Below are 16,992 nucleotides of genomic sequence, written 5' to 3' on the forward strand. Positions count from 1 at the left end.
CTTGGCCAAAATACTCCGGGGGAGTCGACCGGAGGGCGACGGGGGCAGAGCCCCCTTGCGCCGCTAGATCCCGAAACCACCGAACGGCAGGAAACGGACCGGCACACCGGGCGTGATCTCTGCCGCGCCATCCGGCAGTTCCACCAGACCTTCGGCCCAGCTCAGGCCCGAAATCCGCCCCGACCCTTCGGATTTGAACACTTCGGCGCGTCCGTCGCGCAGCCGCGCGCGCAGGTATTCGCGCCGCCCCGGCTTCTTGCGCTTGGCAAACCCTGCCGGCACCAGAAAACCTTCGGGGTCGGACCAATCCGCCCCGGCCAGCAACCGCAGCGCCGGACGTGCAAAGACCAGTGTACAGACAAAGGCCGCCACCGGATTGCCCGGCAGACCAAAGACCGGCCGCCCCTGCCAAAGCCCCAGAGCCAGCGGCCGCCCCGGTTTCAGCGCGATCCGCCAAGCGGTCAGCACGCCGCTTTCCCGCAACAAAGCCGAGACATGATCCTCATCCCCTGCCGAAGCTCCGCCCGACGTCAGGATCGCATCCGCGTCCGCACTGTCGAGCCGGGCACGCAGCACATCCCGGTCGTCCCTGACATGGCCCAGATCTACCGGGACATGGCCAAACCGCGCAATCAGCGACAATAGCATCGGCCGGTTGGCATCATAGATCTGCCCCGGCGCGGCGGGTTGGCCCGCGGGCACCACCTCGTCCCCCGTAGACAGGACCCCCACGCGTAAGGGCGCAAAAACCGGCAGATCCGCAAGGCCGGTCGCCGCCGCCAGCGCCAGATCCGCCGGGGTCAGCATCCGTCCCTGCCGCAGGATCTGATCGCCGGTCTTCACGTCTTCACCCGCGCGCCGGGTGTTTTGCCCGGGTTTGATCGGTCCGCGAAAGGCCACCTGCCCCTCGCCGGTGGCGCAATCCTCATCCAATACAACCGTGTCCACGCCCTCGGGCAAGGCAGCGCCGGTCAGGACGCGAATGGCGTATCCCGCAGGGACTGTGCCGGGATAGGCCAGCCCGGCAGCCGCCCGGCCTTCGACCAGGGGCAAGGCAATTTCTTCCTGCCCCGCAACCGAAGACGCGGCAAAACCAAAGCCATCCACCGCCGTGTTCGGCAGCGGCGGATTGGACCGCCGCGCTGTCAAAGGCGCGGCCAACACGCGACCTGCCGCCTGCATCAGCGGCACGGTTTCCCTGGCAACAACCGGCTGCAACCTGTCACGCAACATGGCCAGCGCCTGATCGACCGGTGTCCAATTGACCCCCGGCGGCAAGGCGAAACAATCATTTTGAAGGGGCGGCGGTTTCAGGCTCATGCGGCAAGCGTTTCCATGAGTTCGTGTTCACACCCCAATCCAAAGATCCAACCTTCTTCCGGGGCCTCGACATCCAGCATCGCGGCCAATCGACCCGCAGGCAACTGCTGCAAAACGCGCGCCATCAGGTCAACCTGCACGGCATCGCGTATCGTGTTCCCGCCGGTGGCCGCAACCACTGCGCGATTGATCAACGTCGGCCAGATCTCGACAAAGGCAACGGGGCGGTCCAACGGCTCGAACGGCCAGACGGCGATATTCCCGGCAAACCGTTGGCGCAGCCTGTCCAGTACCGGCAAACCCATCATGACCTGCGAACCGACGGCCCCCGCACCTGCCAGTTGCCAACAGGTGAACGAGCCTTTGGCGGCGCTTTCCACGCGGCGCCTGTCCGGGAAGGGATTGCGGTAGGCGGATTTGTTGCGCGGCAATCCGGGGACATCCCGATTCAACCCGTTACCCCAGAAAGGCCCCAGCCCCGCACCCAGCGACAGGTTGATCTGTCCAGCCAGATCAAAACGATTGTTTTTCTTCGGCGCATCCTCGATCCGGTCCGCCAGCCATCCCCAGACAGACAGCGGATCGGCGCGTCCGGTCAGGGCCTCCGCAAATCCCGCCGGATAACCAAAGGGGAAATCGAACCCGATCAACATCCGCTCTCCGGTGGTCAGCGCCGCCTCGATCCGGTCAGACAGGGTGGTCTCGGCGATGGCCCGGTTGCGTTGATACAGCGGCGCGCCACCGGTTTCGCCGATCCAGATCGCGTCCTTCCTTGGTGTCGGACCCGCATCATTGCCCCCCGACCAGTCGACCATCAGGAAACGGTCAAAGCCGGTCATTCCGCCGCCTGCATCAGACCGACCTCCGCAAGGATGAAATCGGCGATGGCGACGGTGTCGTTCAGGTCAAAGACCGGGCGATCAAGCGCCAGCGGTGTGTCGGACGCAACGGCGCGGATTGTCGGATCCTCGGGCGCGATCAGCGGATTGCCGGTTTCGGCGCGATGCGCCTCGACCTTGGGGTGGCGGTCGCGTTTGTAGCCTTCGACCAGAACCAGATCCACCGGGGCCAGCCGTGCCAACAGGTCTTCCAGCATCGGTTCGCCCGAGCCGCGCAGTTCAATCATATGCGCCACACGGTTGCGGGACGACAGGATCACCTCGGATGCGCCTGCCTGACGGTGGCGGTAGCTGTCCTTGCCCGGGTGATCGACATCAAAGCTGTGGTGGGCGTGTTTGACCGTGCTGACCGTCAGCCCGCGCCCGGTGATCTCTGTCACCAGCCGTTCCATCAACCCTGTTTTTCCGGCGTTCTTCCACCCGGTCACACCATAAAGCCTCATAGCAGCGCCTCCGCCTGTGCCAGATCTTCCGGCGTGTTCACGTTGAAGAATGGGTCGAAGGGCGTCGAAGGAAAGAGCGCCTCGCGCCCGCCGTGCTTCTCTGTCCAGAGCACGACTTTTTTCAACCCGTCCTGCAAGGCCGCCCGCAGGTCATCGCGCAACGCCACCGGCCAAAGGCCAAAGGTGGGATGGCGGATCAGGCCAGAGCGTGACTTGCTTCGGGTCTGCGCCTCACCCTTGGTGGCGGCAAGGACCAGAGGATGCGCCTGCCCTTCGGCCTGCAACAACAGGCGCGGGACAAGATCACATGGAAAAAAGGGCGTATCCGCGGCTACGCTGACCAGCGTATCGGCCCCCTGTGCTGCCGCCCAGTCCAATCCTGCCAGCACGCCTGCCAAGGGGCCTGCAAAATCCGGGATCGTATCGGCCACCACGGGCAAACCATAGCTGGCAAAACGCTCGGGAGCGCCATTGGCATTCAACGCCAGCGCAGCCACCTGCGGTGACAGCCTGTCGATGACGCGGGACAGCAAAGTCTGACCGCCAAGGGTCAGCAAGGCCTTGTCCCCGCCCCCCATGCGCGTGGCCTGCCCACCCGCAAGGATCACGCCAACCGGTTGTTTCATTCCGCCTCCGCGCTTTTGCGGCGATGCTTGCGGCCTTCGTCGGGCACGCTGTCCGGATCGACATCGCGCACCAGCCGTTCCACCCCGGACAGGCAGGTGAACCGCTTGCCGCGCATCCTGCCGATGCAGGTCAGCCCGACCTGTCGGGCGATTTCCACGCCCCAGGCGGTAAAACCTGACCGCGACGCCAGCACCGGAATACCCATCAGAGCGGTCTTGATGACCATCTCCGAAGTCAGCCGCCCGGTGGTATACAGGATCTTGTCATGCGCCGGCACGCCTTCGCGGAACATCCAGCCTGCGATCTTGTCGACGGCGTTGTGACGGCCCACGTCCTCCATATAGACCAGCGGACGGTCGCCCTGACACAGCACCGTGCCGTGGATCGCCCCCGCCTCGAGATATAGCGAAGGCGTCGTGTTGATTTTGTGCGCCAGCTCATAAAGCCAAGAACTTCGCACCTCTGTCGCGGGCAGGCGGACCTGTTCCAGCCCTTCCATCATGTCCCCAAAAACGGTGCCGACCGCGCAACCAGAGGTGCGGGTCTTTTTCTGCATCTTCTCTTCATAGGTCGTCTGCGAGGCCGTCCGCACGACGACCGTTTCCAGATCTTCGTCATAGTCGATGCCGGTGATCTCTTCGCCATCGGCCAACATGCCCTGATTACGCAGGAAACCGACCGCAAGGTATTCGGGGTAGTCCCCGATGGTCATGGCGGTCACAACCTCTTGGCGATTCAGGAAAATCGTCAGCGGGCGTTCTTCGACCACCGATATTTCGACCTCGGCTCCGGTCTGGTCGAAACCCGTGACCGCACGGGTCAAGCGCGGCGCCCGCGGGTCGGGCGTGATCAGGTATTCGGAGGAAATGTCGGTCTCGGTGCTGTCAGCGGGTGATTGCATCTGGCCTCTCGCAAGGATAGGGCGAACTGCGGCGTTAGGGGTGTAGTCATGGACGGGACAGAGGTGATGTCAAGCTATTGGCGGGGTGTGCGGAACGGCGTGCCCTTCCTGTTCGTCGTCGGACCCTTTGCCCTGCTGTTTGGCGTCGTGGCCACCGACGCCGGGCTGAACGTCTTTGAAACACTTATGTTTTCCATTGTCGTCATTGCCGGTGCGGCACAGTTTACAGCCGTGCAACTGATGCAGGACAACGCGCCAACCGTCGTCGTTCTGGTTTCGGCCATGACGGTGAACCTGCGCATGGTGATGTACTCTGCCTCGATCACGCCACACCTTGGCCCACTGCCGCTGTGGAAGAGGGTGATCGTCGCCTATTTCCTCGTCGACCAGACCTATGCCGCCTCGGTGATCGACTTCGAAGAGCGCCCGCAGCAGACCGTGGCGCAAAAATTCGCCTTTTTCATGGGGGTCGCCACGCCGATCTGTCCGCCGTGGTATTTGTTTACGCTTGCAGGTGCCTGGCTGGGCGAGGCGGTGCCGCCCGAACTGGGGTTGGATTTTGTCCTGCCCATCGCCTTTATCGCACTGTTTGCCCCGGCCTTGCGGACCGGCGCGCACCGTGCCGCGGCTTTTGTCGCGGCGATCATGGCGCTGCTTTTTGCGTTCCTGCCTTATAACCTTGGGCTGATCGTCGGGGCAGTGGCAGGAATGATGACAGGGGCAGAAATCGAGCGTCGCGCCGGCCTGCCCGCAGACCGGAGACCGGGCGCATGAATGACCTTTGGATCGTCATCATCGGAATGGGGCTTGGCTCTTTCGGGCTGCGCTTTGTCTTTCTGGGGCTGGTCGGCGACCGTGCGATGCCGGACTGGCTGTTGCGACACCTGCGCTACACCGCCGTTGCGGTGATGCCCGCACTGGTGGCGCCGCTGGTCGTCTGGCCCACCGCAACCGGCGGCGAAACAGATCCCCTGCGCCTTGTTGCCGCGGCGGCTGCGCTGATTGTCGGATATGTCTGGAAGAGCCTTTACGGCGCGGTTGCCGCAGGCGCCATAGTCATGATCGCAGGCGCCTGGTTGCCGTTCTGAACCAGCCTAGGGCTGGTTCTGTTTCTTTTTGCCTGCTTCCAGCTGGGCAATCGCGGCATCCTTGTCGTCACCGTCATCTTCGCGGAGCACGCGGCGGGTGACATTGGGCAGCTTTTCAAAGCCGTTTGCCAGCTTCTTCGGCGTCCAGATCCCGCGCAGCGGTTCGAACCCCGGCAGCTGGCCAAGAACATCCGACACGGCATTGGAACACAGCGCCGGCCCGGCTGGCCCCTTTTCCCGCACCAGTTTCAGCGCCAGTTCAGCCACGGCCCCGTCAACAGGGCGGCTGAGCGCCAGCATCCTGTAGGTGCTGCGGGCATGTGCGCTTTCGAAAAATTGCTTGGCCTGCGGCGTGATCCCGTAAAGGACATCGCCGATCTCTGGCACGCTGGAAAACCGAACCGATCCGGCGGGGTCATAGATCACGCGCTGCGACGGCGCGTTAATCAGCATGGACGAATGCGCGCCCGCGCCGGTGCGGTTGTTGATCATCGTGTAAAGGATGATCTCCGGCTCTCCCGGGTGACGGTATGCGGCGGCGGCCGCTTCTGCCGGGCTGGAATCGGGGCCAGACATGCTGCCTGCACAGCCAGCCACCAGAATCGACGACCCCAGCGCCGTCATCGCCGCACGTCTGTTCATCACGTCACCCTACCCCACCCAGACGGGCGGTTTTCCTGATCAGGAGTTGAAGATCGCCATGAAGATGACAATGCAGAGGATCACGATCACGCTGCGGATCGTGAAATTGATGAAGCCCTCAAAGGTCTTCTCCTGAACGGTGATGTCCATGCTTCCGTGCTTGTGCTCAGCCATATTGGTGTCCTGCGGCCTGTCCAGTGGTTGCGTTCCGTATGGGGTTAGCGCAATTCCGCGCCCCTGTCACGCGCCCCTGGACGCCAGGATGTCGCGCCTGCGGCAGAAGCACGCAGATGTGAGCAGGCGCGCGCCTCAAACCGCCCGAAAAACCCATGCACCATCGGCGCGACGTTCGCGGGTTGCACGCCCTTCGTGCCAAAGGTGGAGGCAATGGGCCATGGCTTCGACCAGTGCCAGCCCATACTCCGCAGGTCCGATCCGGCGTTTGAATAGCGGTGGGAAACACTCCCCTGCCGAATGCGGCTCTGCCAGATAGGCATGAAGGCGGTTCAGGGCGCTGTGGTGATTCTCGATCAACTGCGCCATGCGCAGCGGCAATCCGGTAAAGGGCAGCTTGTGGCCGCCCATGGCCAGATGTTCGGGCCGGGCCAGGGCTGCCAGCCGTTCGCAGGCCTCCAGCCAGTCGGCAACAGGGTCGGCCTCGGGTTCGGTGGCATAGACGCCGAGGTTGGAACTGATCGAGGGCAGGATCTGGTCGCCGGACAAAACCAGCGCATCATCGCGCGACCACAGCGTCGCATGTTCCGGCGCATGGCCGTTGCCTATGTGCACGTCCCATGTCCGCCCCCCTGCCCGAACGACAGAGCCTTGCCGGATGCGGGTGAACCCCAGCGGCAAAGGCGCGACGCAGTCGGAAAAGTTGAAGGGCCGTTCGGCCATGCGTTCAGCAAGGATCTCTGGCTGCATACCCGCACCGCGCCAATAGGCGAGGGTTTCTTCGGTCGGCCTGTCCTGCGTGTCCAGTTGCAGCATCCGCGCAAACAACCATGCGGTGCGCGTTGTCACCAGTTCAGCGCCATGCGCCGACTGGAACCAGCCCGCCAGCCCGACGTGATCGGGGTGGTGATGCGTGACCACCACCCGGCGCACCGGCTTGCCCCCAAGTGGACCCGCCATCAGATCCGTCCAGAGTCCGCGCGACTTGTTCGAGGCAAAGCCGGTATCGACCACGGTCCAGCCATCGCCATCGTCCAATGCATAGACATTGACGTGGTCCAGCTTCATCGGCAGCGGCAGGCGCATCCACAGCACCCCCTCGGCAAGTTCGATTGCCTCGCCCGGGGCGGGTGGCTCTTCCCAAGGATAGCGGATCGCCTGTGCTGCGCCGTCCATCACGCCACCAGATCGTCTGTAAGGATGTCGGCCAGCGCGGCGGTATCCGAACGCGCCTCGACCAGCAAACCGGCGTGTTCCGGCAATAGGCGTTGAATATAGAACGCCGCCAGCCGGGCATCGGCGCTGTCCGGGGCCGCCATGGCCGCCCTCAGGTGGAAATGCGCCCCCAGAACACGCGCGAATCCCATCAGATAGGGTACGGCACCGCCGAAACGGTCGCCCATATCGCGGGCGACCAGCGCCTCGGTGGTTTCGCGCAGCGATTCTGCCGCCTGCCAGACCGGCTCGGCCAGATCGGGGATCGTGCCCCGCGCCGCCTCGGCACCGGTTTCGATCTCATCCAGCAGGGCAAAGATCGCCTCGCCACCGTCCATCATCTTGCGCCCGACAAGATCCATGGCCTGAATGCCATTGGTGCCTTCGTAGATCGCCGTCACTCGCACGTCGCGCAGGTATTGCGCCGCGCCGGTTTCCTCGATGAACCCCATGCCGCCATGCACCTGAACGCCAAGATTCGCCACCTTGATACCGGTTTCGGTGCCAAAGGCCTTGGCAATCGGCGTCAAGAGCGCGGCGCGCGACACCCACTCGGCGTCGCCGCTGGCGTTGCCCATGTCGATGGCCACGGCAAGAGACAACGCAATCGCCCGCGCGGCAAAGGTTTCGGCCTTCATCGTCGCCAACATGCGCCGCACATCCGCGTGACCGATGATCGTCCCCTCGGGGGAACGCCCCTGTTTGCGTTCCTGAGCATAGGCCAGCGCGTGCTGAAGCGCGCCTTCGGCGACGCTGACCCCCTGCACACCCACGCCAAGGCGGGCATTGTTCATCATGGTGAACATGGCGCGCATCCCGTCGTGGGGTTCCCCCACCAGCCAGCCCTTCGCGCCATCGTACTGCATCACGCAGGTCGGCGAACCGTGCAGGCCCATCTTGTGTTCAAGGCTGACCACCTTGAGATCATTGGCGACACCCGGATTGCCGTTTTCGTCCGGGATCAGCTTTGGCACGAGAAACAGGCTGATCCCCTTGGTGCCAGGCACGCCATCAGGCAGGCGCGCCAAGACAAGGTGGCAGACGTTCTGGGTAAAGTCATTGTCGCCCCAGGAGATATAGATCTTTTGCCCGGAGATCGCGTAGGTGCCATCGCCGTTGGGCACGGCCTTGGACGACAGCGCGCCCACGTCCGAACCGGCCTGCGGTTCGGTCAGGTTCATGGTGCCCGCCCATTCTCCGGAAATCAGCTTGGGCAGGTACAGCGCCTTCAGTGCGTCGCTGGCGTGATGCTCCAGCGCGTCGATCTGACCTTGCGTCATCAGCGGGTTCAACTGGATCGACAGGCAGGCGGCCCCCATCATGTCATTGATGCAGGTCGTCACCGTCAGCGGCAACCCCATGCCGCCGAACTCCTCCGGTGCCGAAGTCGCGATCCAGCCGCCTTCGGCCAGCGCGCGATACCCCTCGGCATAGCCTTTCGAGGTCCGCACAACGCCGTTTTCCAGCCGCGCCGGATCAAGGTCGCCATTGCGCTGCAACGGGGACAGCACGTCTTCGCACAGTTTCCCCGCCTCGCCCAGAACGGCGGCAACGGTTTCGGAATTCGCTTCGGCGAAACGCTCGGTCCGGGCAACGGAATCGTATCCGACAACGTCGCGCAAAAGCCGCATGTAGGCATCGATCGGCGCACGATAGGGCATGGGGGTCTCCTCCGGCTTGGCAAGCACGCTCTGCTCTTGTAGCACGCGCGCAACGCGAGGGTGAACGTACCGTGCATCGCCCACGCTTCAACCGGAACGCCGCGTCATCAGGGGATCCCCGCGATGCCTGCCCTTCATCTCAGCGCCAGTACCCGCGATCTGACCCGCGCGGCCGAGCTTCTCGGTCAGGGCGATCTGGTCGCCTTTCCGACCGAGACGGTCTATGGCCTTGGCGCCGACGCCACGCAGGATCAGGCCGTGGCGCGTATCTACGCGGCCAAAGGCCGGCCCGAGTTCAATCCACTGATCGTTCATGTGGCCGATATCGAGGCCGCCAAGGCACTGGTTGTCTGGAGCGCCGAGGCCGAGGCGCTGGCACGGGCCTTCTGGCCGGGGCCGCTGACCCTTGTCTTGCCACTGCGCGACGGCGCGCCGGTGTCACGGCTGGTGACTGCCGGTCTGGACAGCCTTGCCATCCGCCTGCCCGCCGCGCCGGTGGCACAGGGATTGCTGCGCGCCTTTGGCGGGCCGGTGGCCGCACCGTCGGCCAACCGGTCCGGCCAGATCAGCCCGACCCGCGCCAACCATGTGCTGAACGACCTTGGCGACCGGATCGAAGCCGTGGTTGATGGCGGCCCCTGCACCGTGGGTCTTGAATCAACGATTCTCGGCCTTACCGGCACACCCACCCTGCTTCGCCCCGGCGGCGTCACCGAAGAGGCGCTCAGCGCGGTGCTGGGCACCCGGATCGCATTGCGCCGCGAGACCGATGGCATCACGGCCCCAGGGCAGACCCGTTCCCATTATGCGCCACGCGCCCGGGTGCGCCTGAACGCGGTGGATTTCGAACCGGGTGAGGCACGGCTTGGCTTTGGCAAGGTCGATTGCGACCTGAACCTGTCGGCCGAGGCCGACCTGACCGAGGCCGCCGCGAACCTTTTTGAGTATCTGCATCGGCTGGACGACGGGCAGGCACAAACCATCGCAGTTTCACCCATCCCGCATGTGGGCCTTGGAGTGGCCATCAACGACCGTCTCAGCCGCGCCGCCGCAGACCGCTAAGCGCCGCATGGACGGAACGGGCGTCAGCTTCGCCCTGCCAAGCCGTGGTGCGAAACGCCAACCGAGGGCTGGCGGGCGGGCGATGGTCCCGCAGGGGCCGAGTCCCGTCCCGACGCCTTCAGGCACGCCCTCCGGCGGAACTCAGCGCCAGTGCGGCAACGCCCAGTGTCTTCAGCGCCGCTTCCCACTTGTCCATGTCCGGAAGGTCAAAGATCAGTTCTGGCGCGGCGTCACAGACCAGCCAGCCATTTTCGGCAATCTCGCCTTCCAGTTGGCCGGCGGCCCAGCCGGAATAGCCCAGCATCATCATCCATTGCTTCGGACCTTCGCCGCTGGCCAGATCTTCGAGGATGTCCAGAGTCGCGGTCATGTGGATGTCGTCACGCACCTCCAGCGTGGTCACAACCGATTGATAATCCGGCGTATGCAGCACAAAACCGCGTCCAACTTCGACCGGGCCGCCGAAATGCACACTGCGGTGTGACAGGTCAGCCGCCGAGTCGATGTTCAGCTGCGACAGAAGAGTCGGAATGTCCACGTCATCGCTGGGCTTGTTCACGATCAGCCCCATCGCGCCCTCATCCGAATGGTCGCAGATAAAGACCACGCTGTGCTCGAACCGCGGATCCCCCATGCCCGGCATGGCAATCAGAAGATGCCCGGTCAGATTGGTGGGTGCGGTTCCTGTCGCGCCAGTCATAGGCCTCCCTTTCGCGTTGGACAAAAGCACCATGACCGCCCGCGCCGGGACTGGCAAGCCCGTCACATCTTCGTCATGTCACACCCTGTTTCGCTGGAACGTGACTTTTCATTTCAGTCCGGACAGGCCACATCCAATGGTCATGAGACACGCCCTTCTGATCCTTCTTCTGGCGCTGATGCCCGGGGTTGCCGCCGCCCAGTCCTACGATGACGTGGTCGACGCCGAACTGCGCCCCGGCTGGCGCTTGCCCAATGGCGACCACATGGCCGCCCTACACCTGAGGCTGGCCCCCGGGTGGAAAACCTATTGGCGCTCACCCGGCGATGCGGGCATCCCGCCGCAATTCGACTGGAGCGGGGCACGCAACATGGCCGCCATCGGCATTTACTGGCCTGCGCCCCACGTCTTTTGGCAAGAGGGCATGCGGTCAGTCGGTTACAAGGATGAGGTCATCCTGCCGCTGAAAATCCGCCCAAAACAGGCCGGGCAGGACGCGCGTCTGGGCGGCGTGATTGATATCGGCATCTGCAAGGACGTCTGCCTGCCACACCGCCTGCGGGTGACGGCCGTCTTGCCGGCCGATCACAAAAAACCCGATCCGGTGATCGCAGCCGCCATGGCCGATGTGCCTTTCGGTGCCACGGACGCCGGTGTGACCGCCGTATCCTGCCGGATTTCACCGCGCTCCGACGGTCTGGGCCTCAGCGTTGCAATTTCCATGCCACGCGGCACCGGCCACGAGGAAACCGTGATCGAAGCCGCCGATCCCAATCTCTGGATCGCGGACCCCAAGACTTCGTGGAGCGGTGGCAAGCTGGTCGCGGAAACGCGCGTGACCCATATGTCCGGCAAGACCTTCGCGCTGGACCGGTCCTCGCTGCGGATCACTATCCTTGGCGGGCGGATGCCGGTCGAGATGACGGGATGTACCGGGTAACACGGCAAACCACCTTTCGCGCGGAATGCAAAAGGCCGGGACACGTCGTTCCGGCCTTTTTTCTGGCGCACGGTTTTATGTCGGCGCGCGTTTCCCGGTGATCCGCCCAAGCGCGATGGCCAACCCGACAAGCACATAGATCACCAAGGGCAAGATCAACGCCCCCAGCAGAAACAGCGCCAACGCGGCAAACGCAGGCGGCAAGTCCGCCATTCCGCCGACAGCCAGCGCCGGCAACAGGTCCCCGCTCACCCCGGTATAGCCAAGCGTCGCGCCCAGCCACGCCAGCATCGCCAGCAATGCCGCCACAAGCACGCCTCGCAGGGCTTCGCCACGGAAGCGCAGCCCCTTTTTCAGGGCCGCCACCTGCTGTCCCACGTCATGTTGAATCGCCACCAATGAGGGCACGATCACAAGAACAAGAACCACCCCGAACCCAAGCCCATAGACCAGCGTGATCACCGTGGGTTTCAGGAATTGCGCCTGCGACGAACTTTCGTACAGCAGCGGCGCAAGTCCCAGAACCGTCGTGGCCGTAGTCAGGAACACCGCGCGCAAACGGTCCGCCGCACCGTCGATGATCGAGGGGATCAATCCGCGATCCTTGGCGTATTCGTCGATCTGCGTCACCAAGACGATGGAATCGTTGATGATGATACCCGTCATGCCCAGCAGGCCGACCACCGTGAACATGCTAAGCGGCACGTCCCACAAGGCATGACCGAATATCGTGCCGATCAACCCAAAAGGAACGATGGCCATGACGACGAACGGCCGTGTCCAACTGGCAAAGACCCAGGCCAAAACAAGATAGATCCCCAAAAGCACCATGATCAGACCATTGCGGGCATCGGTCAGGAACTCGTTTTCCTGCTCTGCCAACCCCGCAAGGCGATAGTCCACCTGCCGGGCTTCGGCGATCTGGGGCAGGATTTCCTCTTGCAGGGCTTTGACGATAGCCTCGGCTCGGGCTGCATCGTCCTCAGAGATGTCACCGGTGACGGAAACGACGCGCAACCCGTTTTCACGCCGGACGGTCGAGAACCCGGTACGCCGTTCAACGCGCACGATATCCGCAAGCGGCACGTAGTTCCCCGCCGGGGTCCGCAACTGCATCCGCTCCATGAAATCGGCGGTCAACTCTGCTTCGGGCAGTTCAACGCGGATCTCAGCCGAACGCGGACCGTCGGGATAAGTCGCCGCCTCGATCCCGCCCAGCCGATGACGCAGGGTGCGGCCAAGGCTGTCGATGTCAAAGCCCAGCGCCAACCCCTGCGGCGTCAGGTCAAGGATCAGCTCATCCTTGTCATACGACAGGTTGTCCTCCACCGCCGACACCTCGGGAAAGCGCAGAACGGCGGTCTTGAGGTCCTCTGCCGCGGCCTTGAGCGTTTCGGAATTGGCCCCGTAGAACTGAACATCCAGCGAATCGCCTCCCGGGCCGCCGCGCCAGCCGCGGAAGGAAATCGTTTCAGTCAGCGGATGGCGGGTCACACGGTCCTGCAATTCGGCCACGAAGGCAAAAGAGGAATAGGGGCGCAGGTCGGCGTCGATCAGTTCGATCGAAATCGCGCCCAGTTGCTCCGGGTCCTTGGTATCGGCCCCGGGCAGAGCCCGCCCCGCATTGCCGCCGATTTCGGCCAGCACGTAGTCCAGCGGGTTGCGGCCATATCGTTCGGCATATTCACGGCCCAAATCCTCGGTCGCTTGCTGGAACAGGCGCATTTGCTCCAACGTGTCCGCGCGCGTAGCACCGGGGGACATGGCAAAGTTGCCAGTCACCGAACCCTGTTCCGGCGAGTTAAAGAACCGCCAGGTCACATCGCCATTGATGAACGCGGTGATCTGCGTCGCCAGCGCAAGAAAGACAACCGCGACCACCGCATAGCGCGCCGCGATCACGCCGCGCATAAAGGGGCGGAACAGGTTTTCCCGCATCCAGCGAAAGCCCCGGTTGACAAGGATCGACGCCATGTCGATGCCGCCATCGGACAGTTGCTGCATCATTGGTTGCCGGGACGCGCGCGGCATCAATACCAGCCGAAGCAGCGTGCTGACCGCGACCAACGCGGCCAGTCCGCCCACAAGCCAAGGCAGTTCGGCCCAGATCGAAGCGCGCAGGTCATTGGATGCGGTTCGCAATGCGCCCAGCGCCTCGGGCAGCGCGCCAAATTGCGACCACAGGCCAGCCAGAGCGACGGGCAGCATCAATACCGCAAGCGTCGACAGCGCCACCGCCAGCACACCGATCAGTGTCACGCCCAGCACGCCCAACCCGACACGCCAGATCCGCACCCCGCGCTTTTCGCGCGGTTTCAACGCATGCGCCATGTGGTTGGGCAGGATCAGGAAGCATTCCACAAGCGAGGCGATCAGCACCACGATGACGGTAAAGGGGATGTCCGCGATCAATTCGCCAAAGCGGCCCCCGATGGCCACAAGGCCGAAAAAGGCGATGACCGTTGTGATAGTGGCGGAAAATACCGGCAACGCCATACGGCGGGCGGCGTTTTCAGCGGCATCGAAGGGCCCCTGCCCGCGCCGCGCAAGATGGTCGGCATGTTCGCCGACGACGATGGCATCGTCGACCACGATGCCCAGCGTGATGATCAGCGCAAAGAGCGAGATCATGTTGATCGTCAGTCCCGCCACATACATCAGCGCAATCGCCGATAGCAGCGCGGTCGGAATACCTGCCGCCACCCAAAAGGCCGTGCGTGTGTTGAGAAAGAGGAACAACAGCATGACAACCAGCGCCAGACCGGACAGCGCATTGTCGATCAGGATGTTCAGACGGCCGGTGATCGCCTCTGACCGCGTGCGGATCAGATCTATCTTCACCCCGTCCGGCAGAGAGGCCGTCAGTTCGGCGGCCACTTTCTCGACCGTCGACTGAATGCCGATGGCATCCCCTCCGGCGGACCGGTCCACCCGGATCGAAATCGCACGGTTCTGCCCCACGAAATAGCTCCGCTCGCGGTCGATCCCCTCCACCCGGATGCGCGCCACGTCGCCAACGGTCAGGTTGGATCCATCCGGGTTGGACCGCAAGACGATCGCGGCAATCGCCTCGGCCGAGCGTTTCTCGATCCCTGTCCGCACCCGCGCGCCTGCGCCGGCCACGTCGCCGGCAGGATCGGCCTGAACCTCGGCGGCAATGGCATCCGAAATCTCGCTCATCGTGACGTTGTGGGCGATCAGGTTCTGCGTGGGCACCTCGATCACGGTGCGGGGCGCGGACAGTCCCCGGATCGTGGTCTGTGTCACACCTTCGGCAAACAGGCGTACGACCAGTTCATCGGCAAACCGCGCCAGTTGATCCACCCCCACGGGCCCCGTGATGACCAGATCGGTCACCCGATCACGCCAGCCACCGCGCCGCACGGTCGGTTCGTCTGCATCGTCCGGCAAGGTGGTGATGGCATCCACCGCCTGTTGCACGTCATCGGCGGCACGGGCGATGTCCCACCCCGGTTCGAATTCCAGCTCGATGGCCGCGCGCCCCTCACGCGAGACCGCGCTGGAAGAGATCACCCCGTCCACCGCCAAAAGCGCCGGTTCCAGAACCTGAACGATGGCGGCATCCACGTCCTCGGCCCCTGCCCCGTCCCATGACACCGCGACGTCGATTTCGTCGACGATCACATCGGGAAAGAACTGCGCCCGCATGTTGGGGATGGCAAAGGCACCCGCCGCCAACATCATGACCAGCAATAGATTGGCCACCGTGGGATGGCGCGCGAAATACCCAAAGAGACCGCCTGCCGCCGAAGGAAGAGCACGCGCCATGGATCAGCCCCCCATCCGCGATTCGATACGTTCGACAACTTCGGCGGGCACCTGCTGTTGATCCAGCTGTGACAGGATGCGCGATTTGGCGGCCTCTGGCATGCGGGTGTTCGCCTCGATGAATGCCTTGAGCCGGGCGCGACGCTCTTCTGTCAGTTCGACCATGGCGGGCGGTTCCGGCGCAACGCCGGTCCGCAGCGGCTTGACCTTGATGCCAGCGCCCAGCAACGGTGTTCGCTGCGCCACGACCTCGCGCCCGCGCAGGTCTGCGCCGCGGATCAGCACGTCGTCCCCCTGTCGGCGCATCAATTGAACCTGCACAACCTCCAGCCTTTCGTCGGCCCCGACGACCAGAACCTCATCCGCTGCGTTCAGCGCCGTGGCGGGCAAACGTGCAACGCCGTCCAGTTGTGGCTCGTTGATTGTCACAGTCACGAAATCGCCCGGTTTGAAGCCGCGCGGCGCATCCAGCGTCGCAAACAGTTGCCGCCCCGTCTGACCGGCGCCAACCGCCGCACCATCACGGGAAATCCGCCCCTGAGCCGAAATATTGGTGCCGAAGAAATCCAGCGTCGCCGTCACCGGTGCCTGACGTATCCCGCCATCCCCATCCAGAAGGCGGGCGTATTGCTGGGTCGACACCCGGAACGCCACCTCAAGCGCTTGCGGGTCGACCAGTTGCGCCAGTTGTTCGTTCGTCGACACCAGACGCCCCGCAACGACGGTCACATCCGACAGGGTGCCGCCGAACTGGGCGCGGATTTCAGTGTCATCCAGCCTGCGTTGCGCCTCGTCACGGGCGATTTCAGCCCGGCGCAATTGGGTTGCGGCCTGATCAATCCGGGCCTCGGCGGTGGCCACCGCCTGCCGCCGTGTCAGGACCGACTGACGTTCGCTGGCCAAGGCAAGCTCGGCGGTTTCGACCGCGGCCGCCGTACCCACATTGCGATCCAGCAGGTCGCGTTGGCGCCGCAGGGCCGTTTCGCGCAAGACCACCTGTTCTTCAGCCGCAGACAGTTCGTCGCGGGCGATCTCCAGAGCGCGTTCGGCCTCACGCACCTCGGCGCTTGCATCCAGCAGATCACTTTCCGCACGGTCCAGCGCCGCCTGCGCATCAGCCGGGTCGATCCGCGCCAGCACCTGACCTGCCGTGACCTGCCCTCCCTCGACAAAAGCCGGATCCAGTTCGACGACCGCCCCGGAAGAAGCCGCGCGGATTTCCAGCGTCCGGCGGCTTTGCACTTCTCCGAAAGAGGTCAGCACCGGCGTCACGGTTTCAAATGTCACCGGCAGAACGTTGACCGCAAAGACCCGCTCACGCGCCTGCGGCACACGCGCCTCGGCGGCCATGCGCGCCAGAACGGCATCGCGCACCATGATCCCGGCATAGGCCATCAGACCAAGGGTGACCGACACAAGGAACAGCCCGGTCAGGCTCTTTCGCAGAAAGCGCATGGTTCAAATCATCTCCGCGGACGTCCCCTCAGGAAATAGAAGGGAGCAGATTGTTGCCAACCCTACGCACTTATAC

16 protein-coding genes are annotated in these 16,992 nt (G+C 64.0%); 4 read left to right on the plus strand and 12 right to left on the minus strand.

The window, feature by feature from the left end; all coding sequences use genetic code 11:
* Positions 1 to 63 precede the first annotated feature (63 nt).
* From KJP30_RS10860 to KJP30_RS10880, 5 genes are read right to left on the minus strand one after another with little or no spacing between them, the layout of a single operon-like run.
* Positions 64 to 1,320, minus strand: a complete 1,257-nt coding sequence (locus tag KJP30_RS10860) for a molybdopterin-binding protein (RefSeq protein ID WP_218449149.1) — start codon at positions 1,318 to 1,320, stop codon at positions 64 to 66.
* Positions 1,317 to 2,159, minus strand: a complete 843-nt coding sequence (locus tag KJP30_RS10865; RefSeq protein ID WP_218449150.1) for a molybdopterin guanine dinucleotide synthesis — start codon at positions 2,157 to 2,159, stop codon at positions 1,317 to 1,319. The genes KJP30_RS10860 and KJP30_RS10865 overlap by 4 nt, the downstream gene beginning before the upstream one ends.
* A complete protein-coding gene (gene mobB, locus KJP30_RS10870) occupies positions 2,156 to 2,662 on the minus strand; it encodes a molybdopterin-guanine dinucleotide biosynthesis protein B (RefSeq protein ID WP_218449151.1) in 507 nt (168 codons plus the stop codon). The genes KJP30_RS10865 and mobB overlap by 4 nt, the downstream gene beginning before the upstream one ends.
* Positions 2,659 to 3,288 (minus strand): molybdenum cofactor guanylyltransferase MobA, encoded by a 630-nt coding sequence (gene mobA, locus KJP30_RS10875; RefSeq protein ID WP_218449152.1) that lies wholly within the window; start codon positions 3,286 to 3,288, stop codon positions 2,659 to 2,661. Before mobA ends, mobB begins: the two co-directional genes overlap by 4 nt.
* The gene (locus KJP30_RS10880) at positions 3,285 to 4,190 is read right to left on the minus strand and encodes a formate dehydrogenase accessory sulfurtransferase FdhD (RefSeq protein ID WP_218449153.1); all 906 of its coding nucleotides are present in this window, start codon (positions 4,188 to 4,190) and stop codon (positions 3,285 to 3,287) included. The genes mobA and KJP30_RS10880 overlap by 4 nt, the downstream gene beginning before the upstream one ends.
* A 48-nt stretch (positions 4,191 to 4,238) precedes the next feature.
* On the opposite strand from KJP30_RS10880, the gene KJP30_RS10885 reads away from it, so the two are divergent.
* Together KJP30_RS10885 and KJP30_RS10890 are read left to right on the plus strand one after the other, a co-directional pair.
* Positions 4,239 to 4,964, plus strand: a complete 726-nt coding sequence (locus tag KJP30_RS10885; protein ID WP_218449154.1) for an AzlC family ABC transporter permease — start codon at positions 4,239 to 4,241, stop codon at positions 4,962 to 4,964.
* Positions 4,961 to 5,278, plus strand: coding sequence for an AzlD domain-containing protein (locus tag KJP30_RS10890; RefSeq protein WP_218449155.1), 318 nt, complete (start codon positions 4,961 to 4,963; stop codon positions 5,276 to 5,278). Before KJP30_RS10885 ends, KJP30_RS10890 begins: the two co-directional genes overlap by 4 nt.
* Positions 5,279 to 5,284: 6 nt before the next feature.
* Here the strand turns inward: KJP30_RS10890 and KJP30_RS10895 are convergent, their stop codons facing one another.
* From KJP30_RS10895 to KJP30_RS10910, 4 genes are all read right to left on the minus strand, one after another.
* Positions 5,285 to 5,920: a hypothetical protein gene (locus KJP30_RS10895; protein ID WP_246594467.1), complete on the minus strand. Its 636-nt coding sequence runs from the start codon at positions 5,918 to 5,920 to the stop codon at positions 5,285 to 5,287.
* Between the two features lie 39 nt (positions 5,921 to 5,959).
* Entirely contained in the window at positions 5,960 to 6,094 is a 135-nt protein-coding gene (locus KJP30_RS10900) for an aa3-type cytochrome c oxidase subunit IV (RefSeq protein WP_218449156.1), read from the minus strand.
* Between the two features lie 135 nt (positions 6,095 to 6,229).
* Entirely contained in the window at positions 6,230 to 7,270 is a 1,041-nt protein-coding gene (locus KJP30_RS10905) for an MBL fold metallo-hydrolase (protein WP_218449157.1), read from the minus strand.
* The gene (locus KJP30_RS10910) at positions 7,270 to 8,970 is read right to left on the minus strand and encodes an acyl-CoA dehydrogenase family protein (protein ID WP_218449158.1); all 1,701 of its coding nucleotides are present in this window, start codon (positions 8,968 to 8,970) and stop codon (positions 7,270 to 7,272) included. The genes KJP30_RS10905 and KJP30_RS10910 overlap by 1 nt, the downstream gene beginning before the upstream one ends.
* A gap of 123 nt (positions 8,971 to 9,093) precedes the next feature.
* Here KJP30_RS10910 and KJP30_RS10915 point away from each other — a divergent pair, with 123 nt between their 5' ends.
* Entirely contained in the window at positions 9,094 to 10,032 is a 939-nt protein-coding gene (locus tag KJP30_RS10915) for an L-threonylcarbamoyladenylate synthase (RefSeq protein ID WP_218449159.1), read from the plus strand.
* A 118-nt stretch (positions 10,033 to 10,150) separates the two neighbouring features.
* Here the strand turns inward: KJP30_RS10915 and KJP30_RS10920 are convergent, their stop codons facing one another.
* Positions 10,151 to 10,732 (minus strand): YqgE/AlgH family protein, encoded by a 582-nt coding sequence (locus KJP30_RS10920; protein WP_218449160.1) that lies wholly within the window; start codon positions 10,730 to 10,732, stop codon positions 10,151 to 10,153.
* A gap of 142 nt (positions 10,733 to 10,874) precedes the next feature.
* On the opposite strand from KJP30_RS10920, the gene KJP30_RS10925 reads away from it, so the two are divergent.
* On the plus strand, positions 10,875 to 11,672 hold the full coding sequence (locus KJP30_RS10925) for a protein-disulfide reductase DsbD domain-containing protein (protein ID WP_224874125.1): 798 nt from the start codon (positions 10,875 to 10,877) through the stop codon (positions 11,670 to 11,672).
* A gap of 75 nt (positions 11,673 to 11,747) precedes the next feature.
* Here KJP30_RS10925 and KJP30_RS10930 read toward each other — a convergent pair whose 3' ends face one another.
* On the minus strand, positions 11,748 to 15,461 hold the full coding sequence (locus KJP30_RS10930; protein ID WP_218449162.1) for an efflux RND transporter permease subunit: 3,714 nt from the start codon (positions 15,459 to 15,461) through the stop codon (positions 11,748 to 11,750).
* 3 nt (positions 15,462 to 15,464) lie between these two features.
* The gene (locus tag KJP30_RS10935; protein WP_218449163.1) at positions 15,465 to 16,916 is read right to left on the minus strand and encodes an efflux RND transporter periplasmic adaptor subunit; all 1,452 of its coding nucleotides are present in this window, start codon (positions 16,914 to 16,916) and stop codon (positions 15,465 to 15,467) included.
* Between the last annotated feature and the right edge of the window lie 76 nt (positions 16,917 to 16,992).

The sequence above is a fragment of the Antarctobacter sediminis genome, assembly GCF_019218285.1.
Lineage (GTDB): Bacteria > Pseudomonadota > Alphaproteobacteria > Rhodobacterales > Rhodobacteraceae > Antarctobacter > Antarctobacter sediminis.

What these genes read in the sequence shown, in the direction of transcription:
- KJP30_RS10860 (WP_218449149.1), bottom strand. Translation starts at nt 1,320, where the DNA reads ATGAGCCTGAAACCGCCGCCCCTTCAAAATGATTGTTTCGCCTTGCCG.
- KJP30_RS10865 (WP_218449150.1), bottom strand. Translation starts at nt 2,159, where the DNA reads ATGACCGGCTTTGACCGTTTCCTGATGGTCGACTGGTCGGGGGGCAAT.
- mobB (WP_218449151.1), bottom strand. Translation starts at nt 2,662, where the DNA reads ATGAGGCTTTATGGTGTGACCGGGTGGAAGAACGCCGGAAAAACAGGG.
- mobA (WP_218449152.1), bottom strand. Translation starts at nt 3,288, where the DNA reads ATGAAACAACCGGTTGGCGTGATCCTTGCGGGTGGGCAGGCCACGCGC.
- KJP30_RS10880 (WP_218449153.1), bottom strand. Translation starts at nt 4,190, where the DNA reads ATGCAATCACCCGCTGACAGCACCGAGACCGACATTTCCTCCGAATAC.
- KJP30_RS10885 (WP_218449154.1), top strand. Translation starts at nt 4,239, where the DNA reads ATGGACGGGACAGAGGTGATGTCAAGCTATTGGCGGGGTGTGCGGAAC.
- KJP30_RS10890 (WP_218449155.1), top strand. Translation starts at nt 4,961, where the DNA reads ATGAATGACCTTTGGATCGTCATCATCGGAATGGGGCTTGGCTCTTTC.
- KJP30_RS10895 (WP_246594467.1), bottom strand. Translation starts at nt 5,920, where the DNA reads ATGAACAGACGTGCGGCGATGACGGCGCTGGGGTCGTCGATTCTGGTG.
- KJP30_RS10900 (WP_218449156.1), bottom strand. Translation starts at nt 6,094, where the DNA reads ATGGCTGAGCACAAGCACGGAAGCATGGACATCACCGTTCAGGAGAAG.
- KJP30_RS10905 (WP_218449157.1), bottom strand. Translation starts at nt 7,270, where the DNA reads ATGGACGGCGCAGCACAGGCGATCCGCTATCCTTGGGAAGAGCCACCC.
- KJP30_RS10910 (WP_218449158.1), bottom strand. Translation starts at nt 8,970, where the DNA reads ATGCCCTATCGTGCGCCGATCGATGCCTACATGCGGCTTTTGCGCGAC.
- KJP30_RS10915 (WP_218449159.1), top strand. Translation starts at nt 9,094, where the DNA reads ATGCCTGCCCTTCATCTCAGCGCCAGTACCCGCGATCTGACCCGCGCG.
- KJP30_RS10920 (WP_218449160.1), bottom strand. Translation starts at nt 10,732, where the DNA reads ATGACTGGCGCGACAGGAACCGCACCCACCAATCTGACCGGGCATCTT.
- KJP30_RS10925 (WP_224874125.1), top strand. Translation starts at nt 10,875, where the DNA reads ATGAGACACGCCCTTCTGATCCTTCTTCTGGCGCTGATGCCCGGGGTT.
- KJP30_RS10930 (WP_218449162.1), bottom strand. Translation starts at nt 15,461, where the DNA reads ATGGCGCGTGCTCTTCCTTCGGCGGCAGGCGGTCTCTTTGGGTATTTC.
- KJP30_RS10935 (WP_218449163.1), bottom strand. Translation starts at nt 16,916, where the DNA reads ATGCGCTTTCTGCGAAAGAGCCTGACCGGGCTGTTCCTTGTGTCGGTC.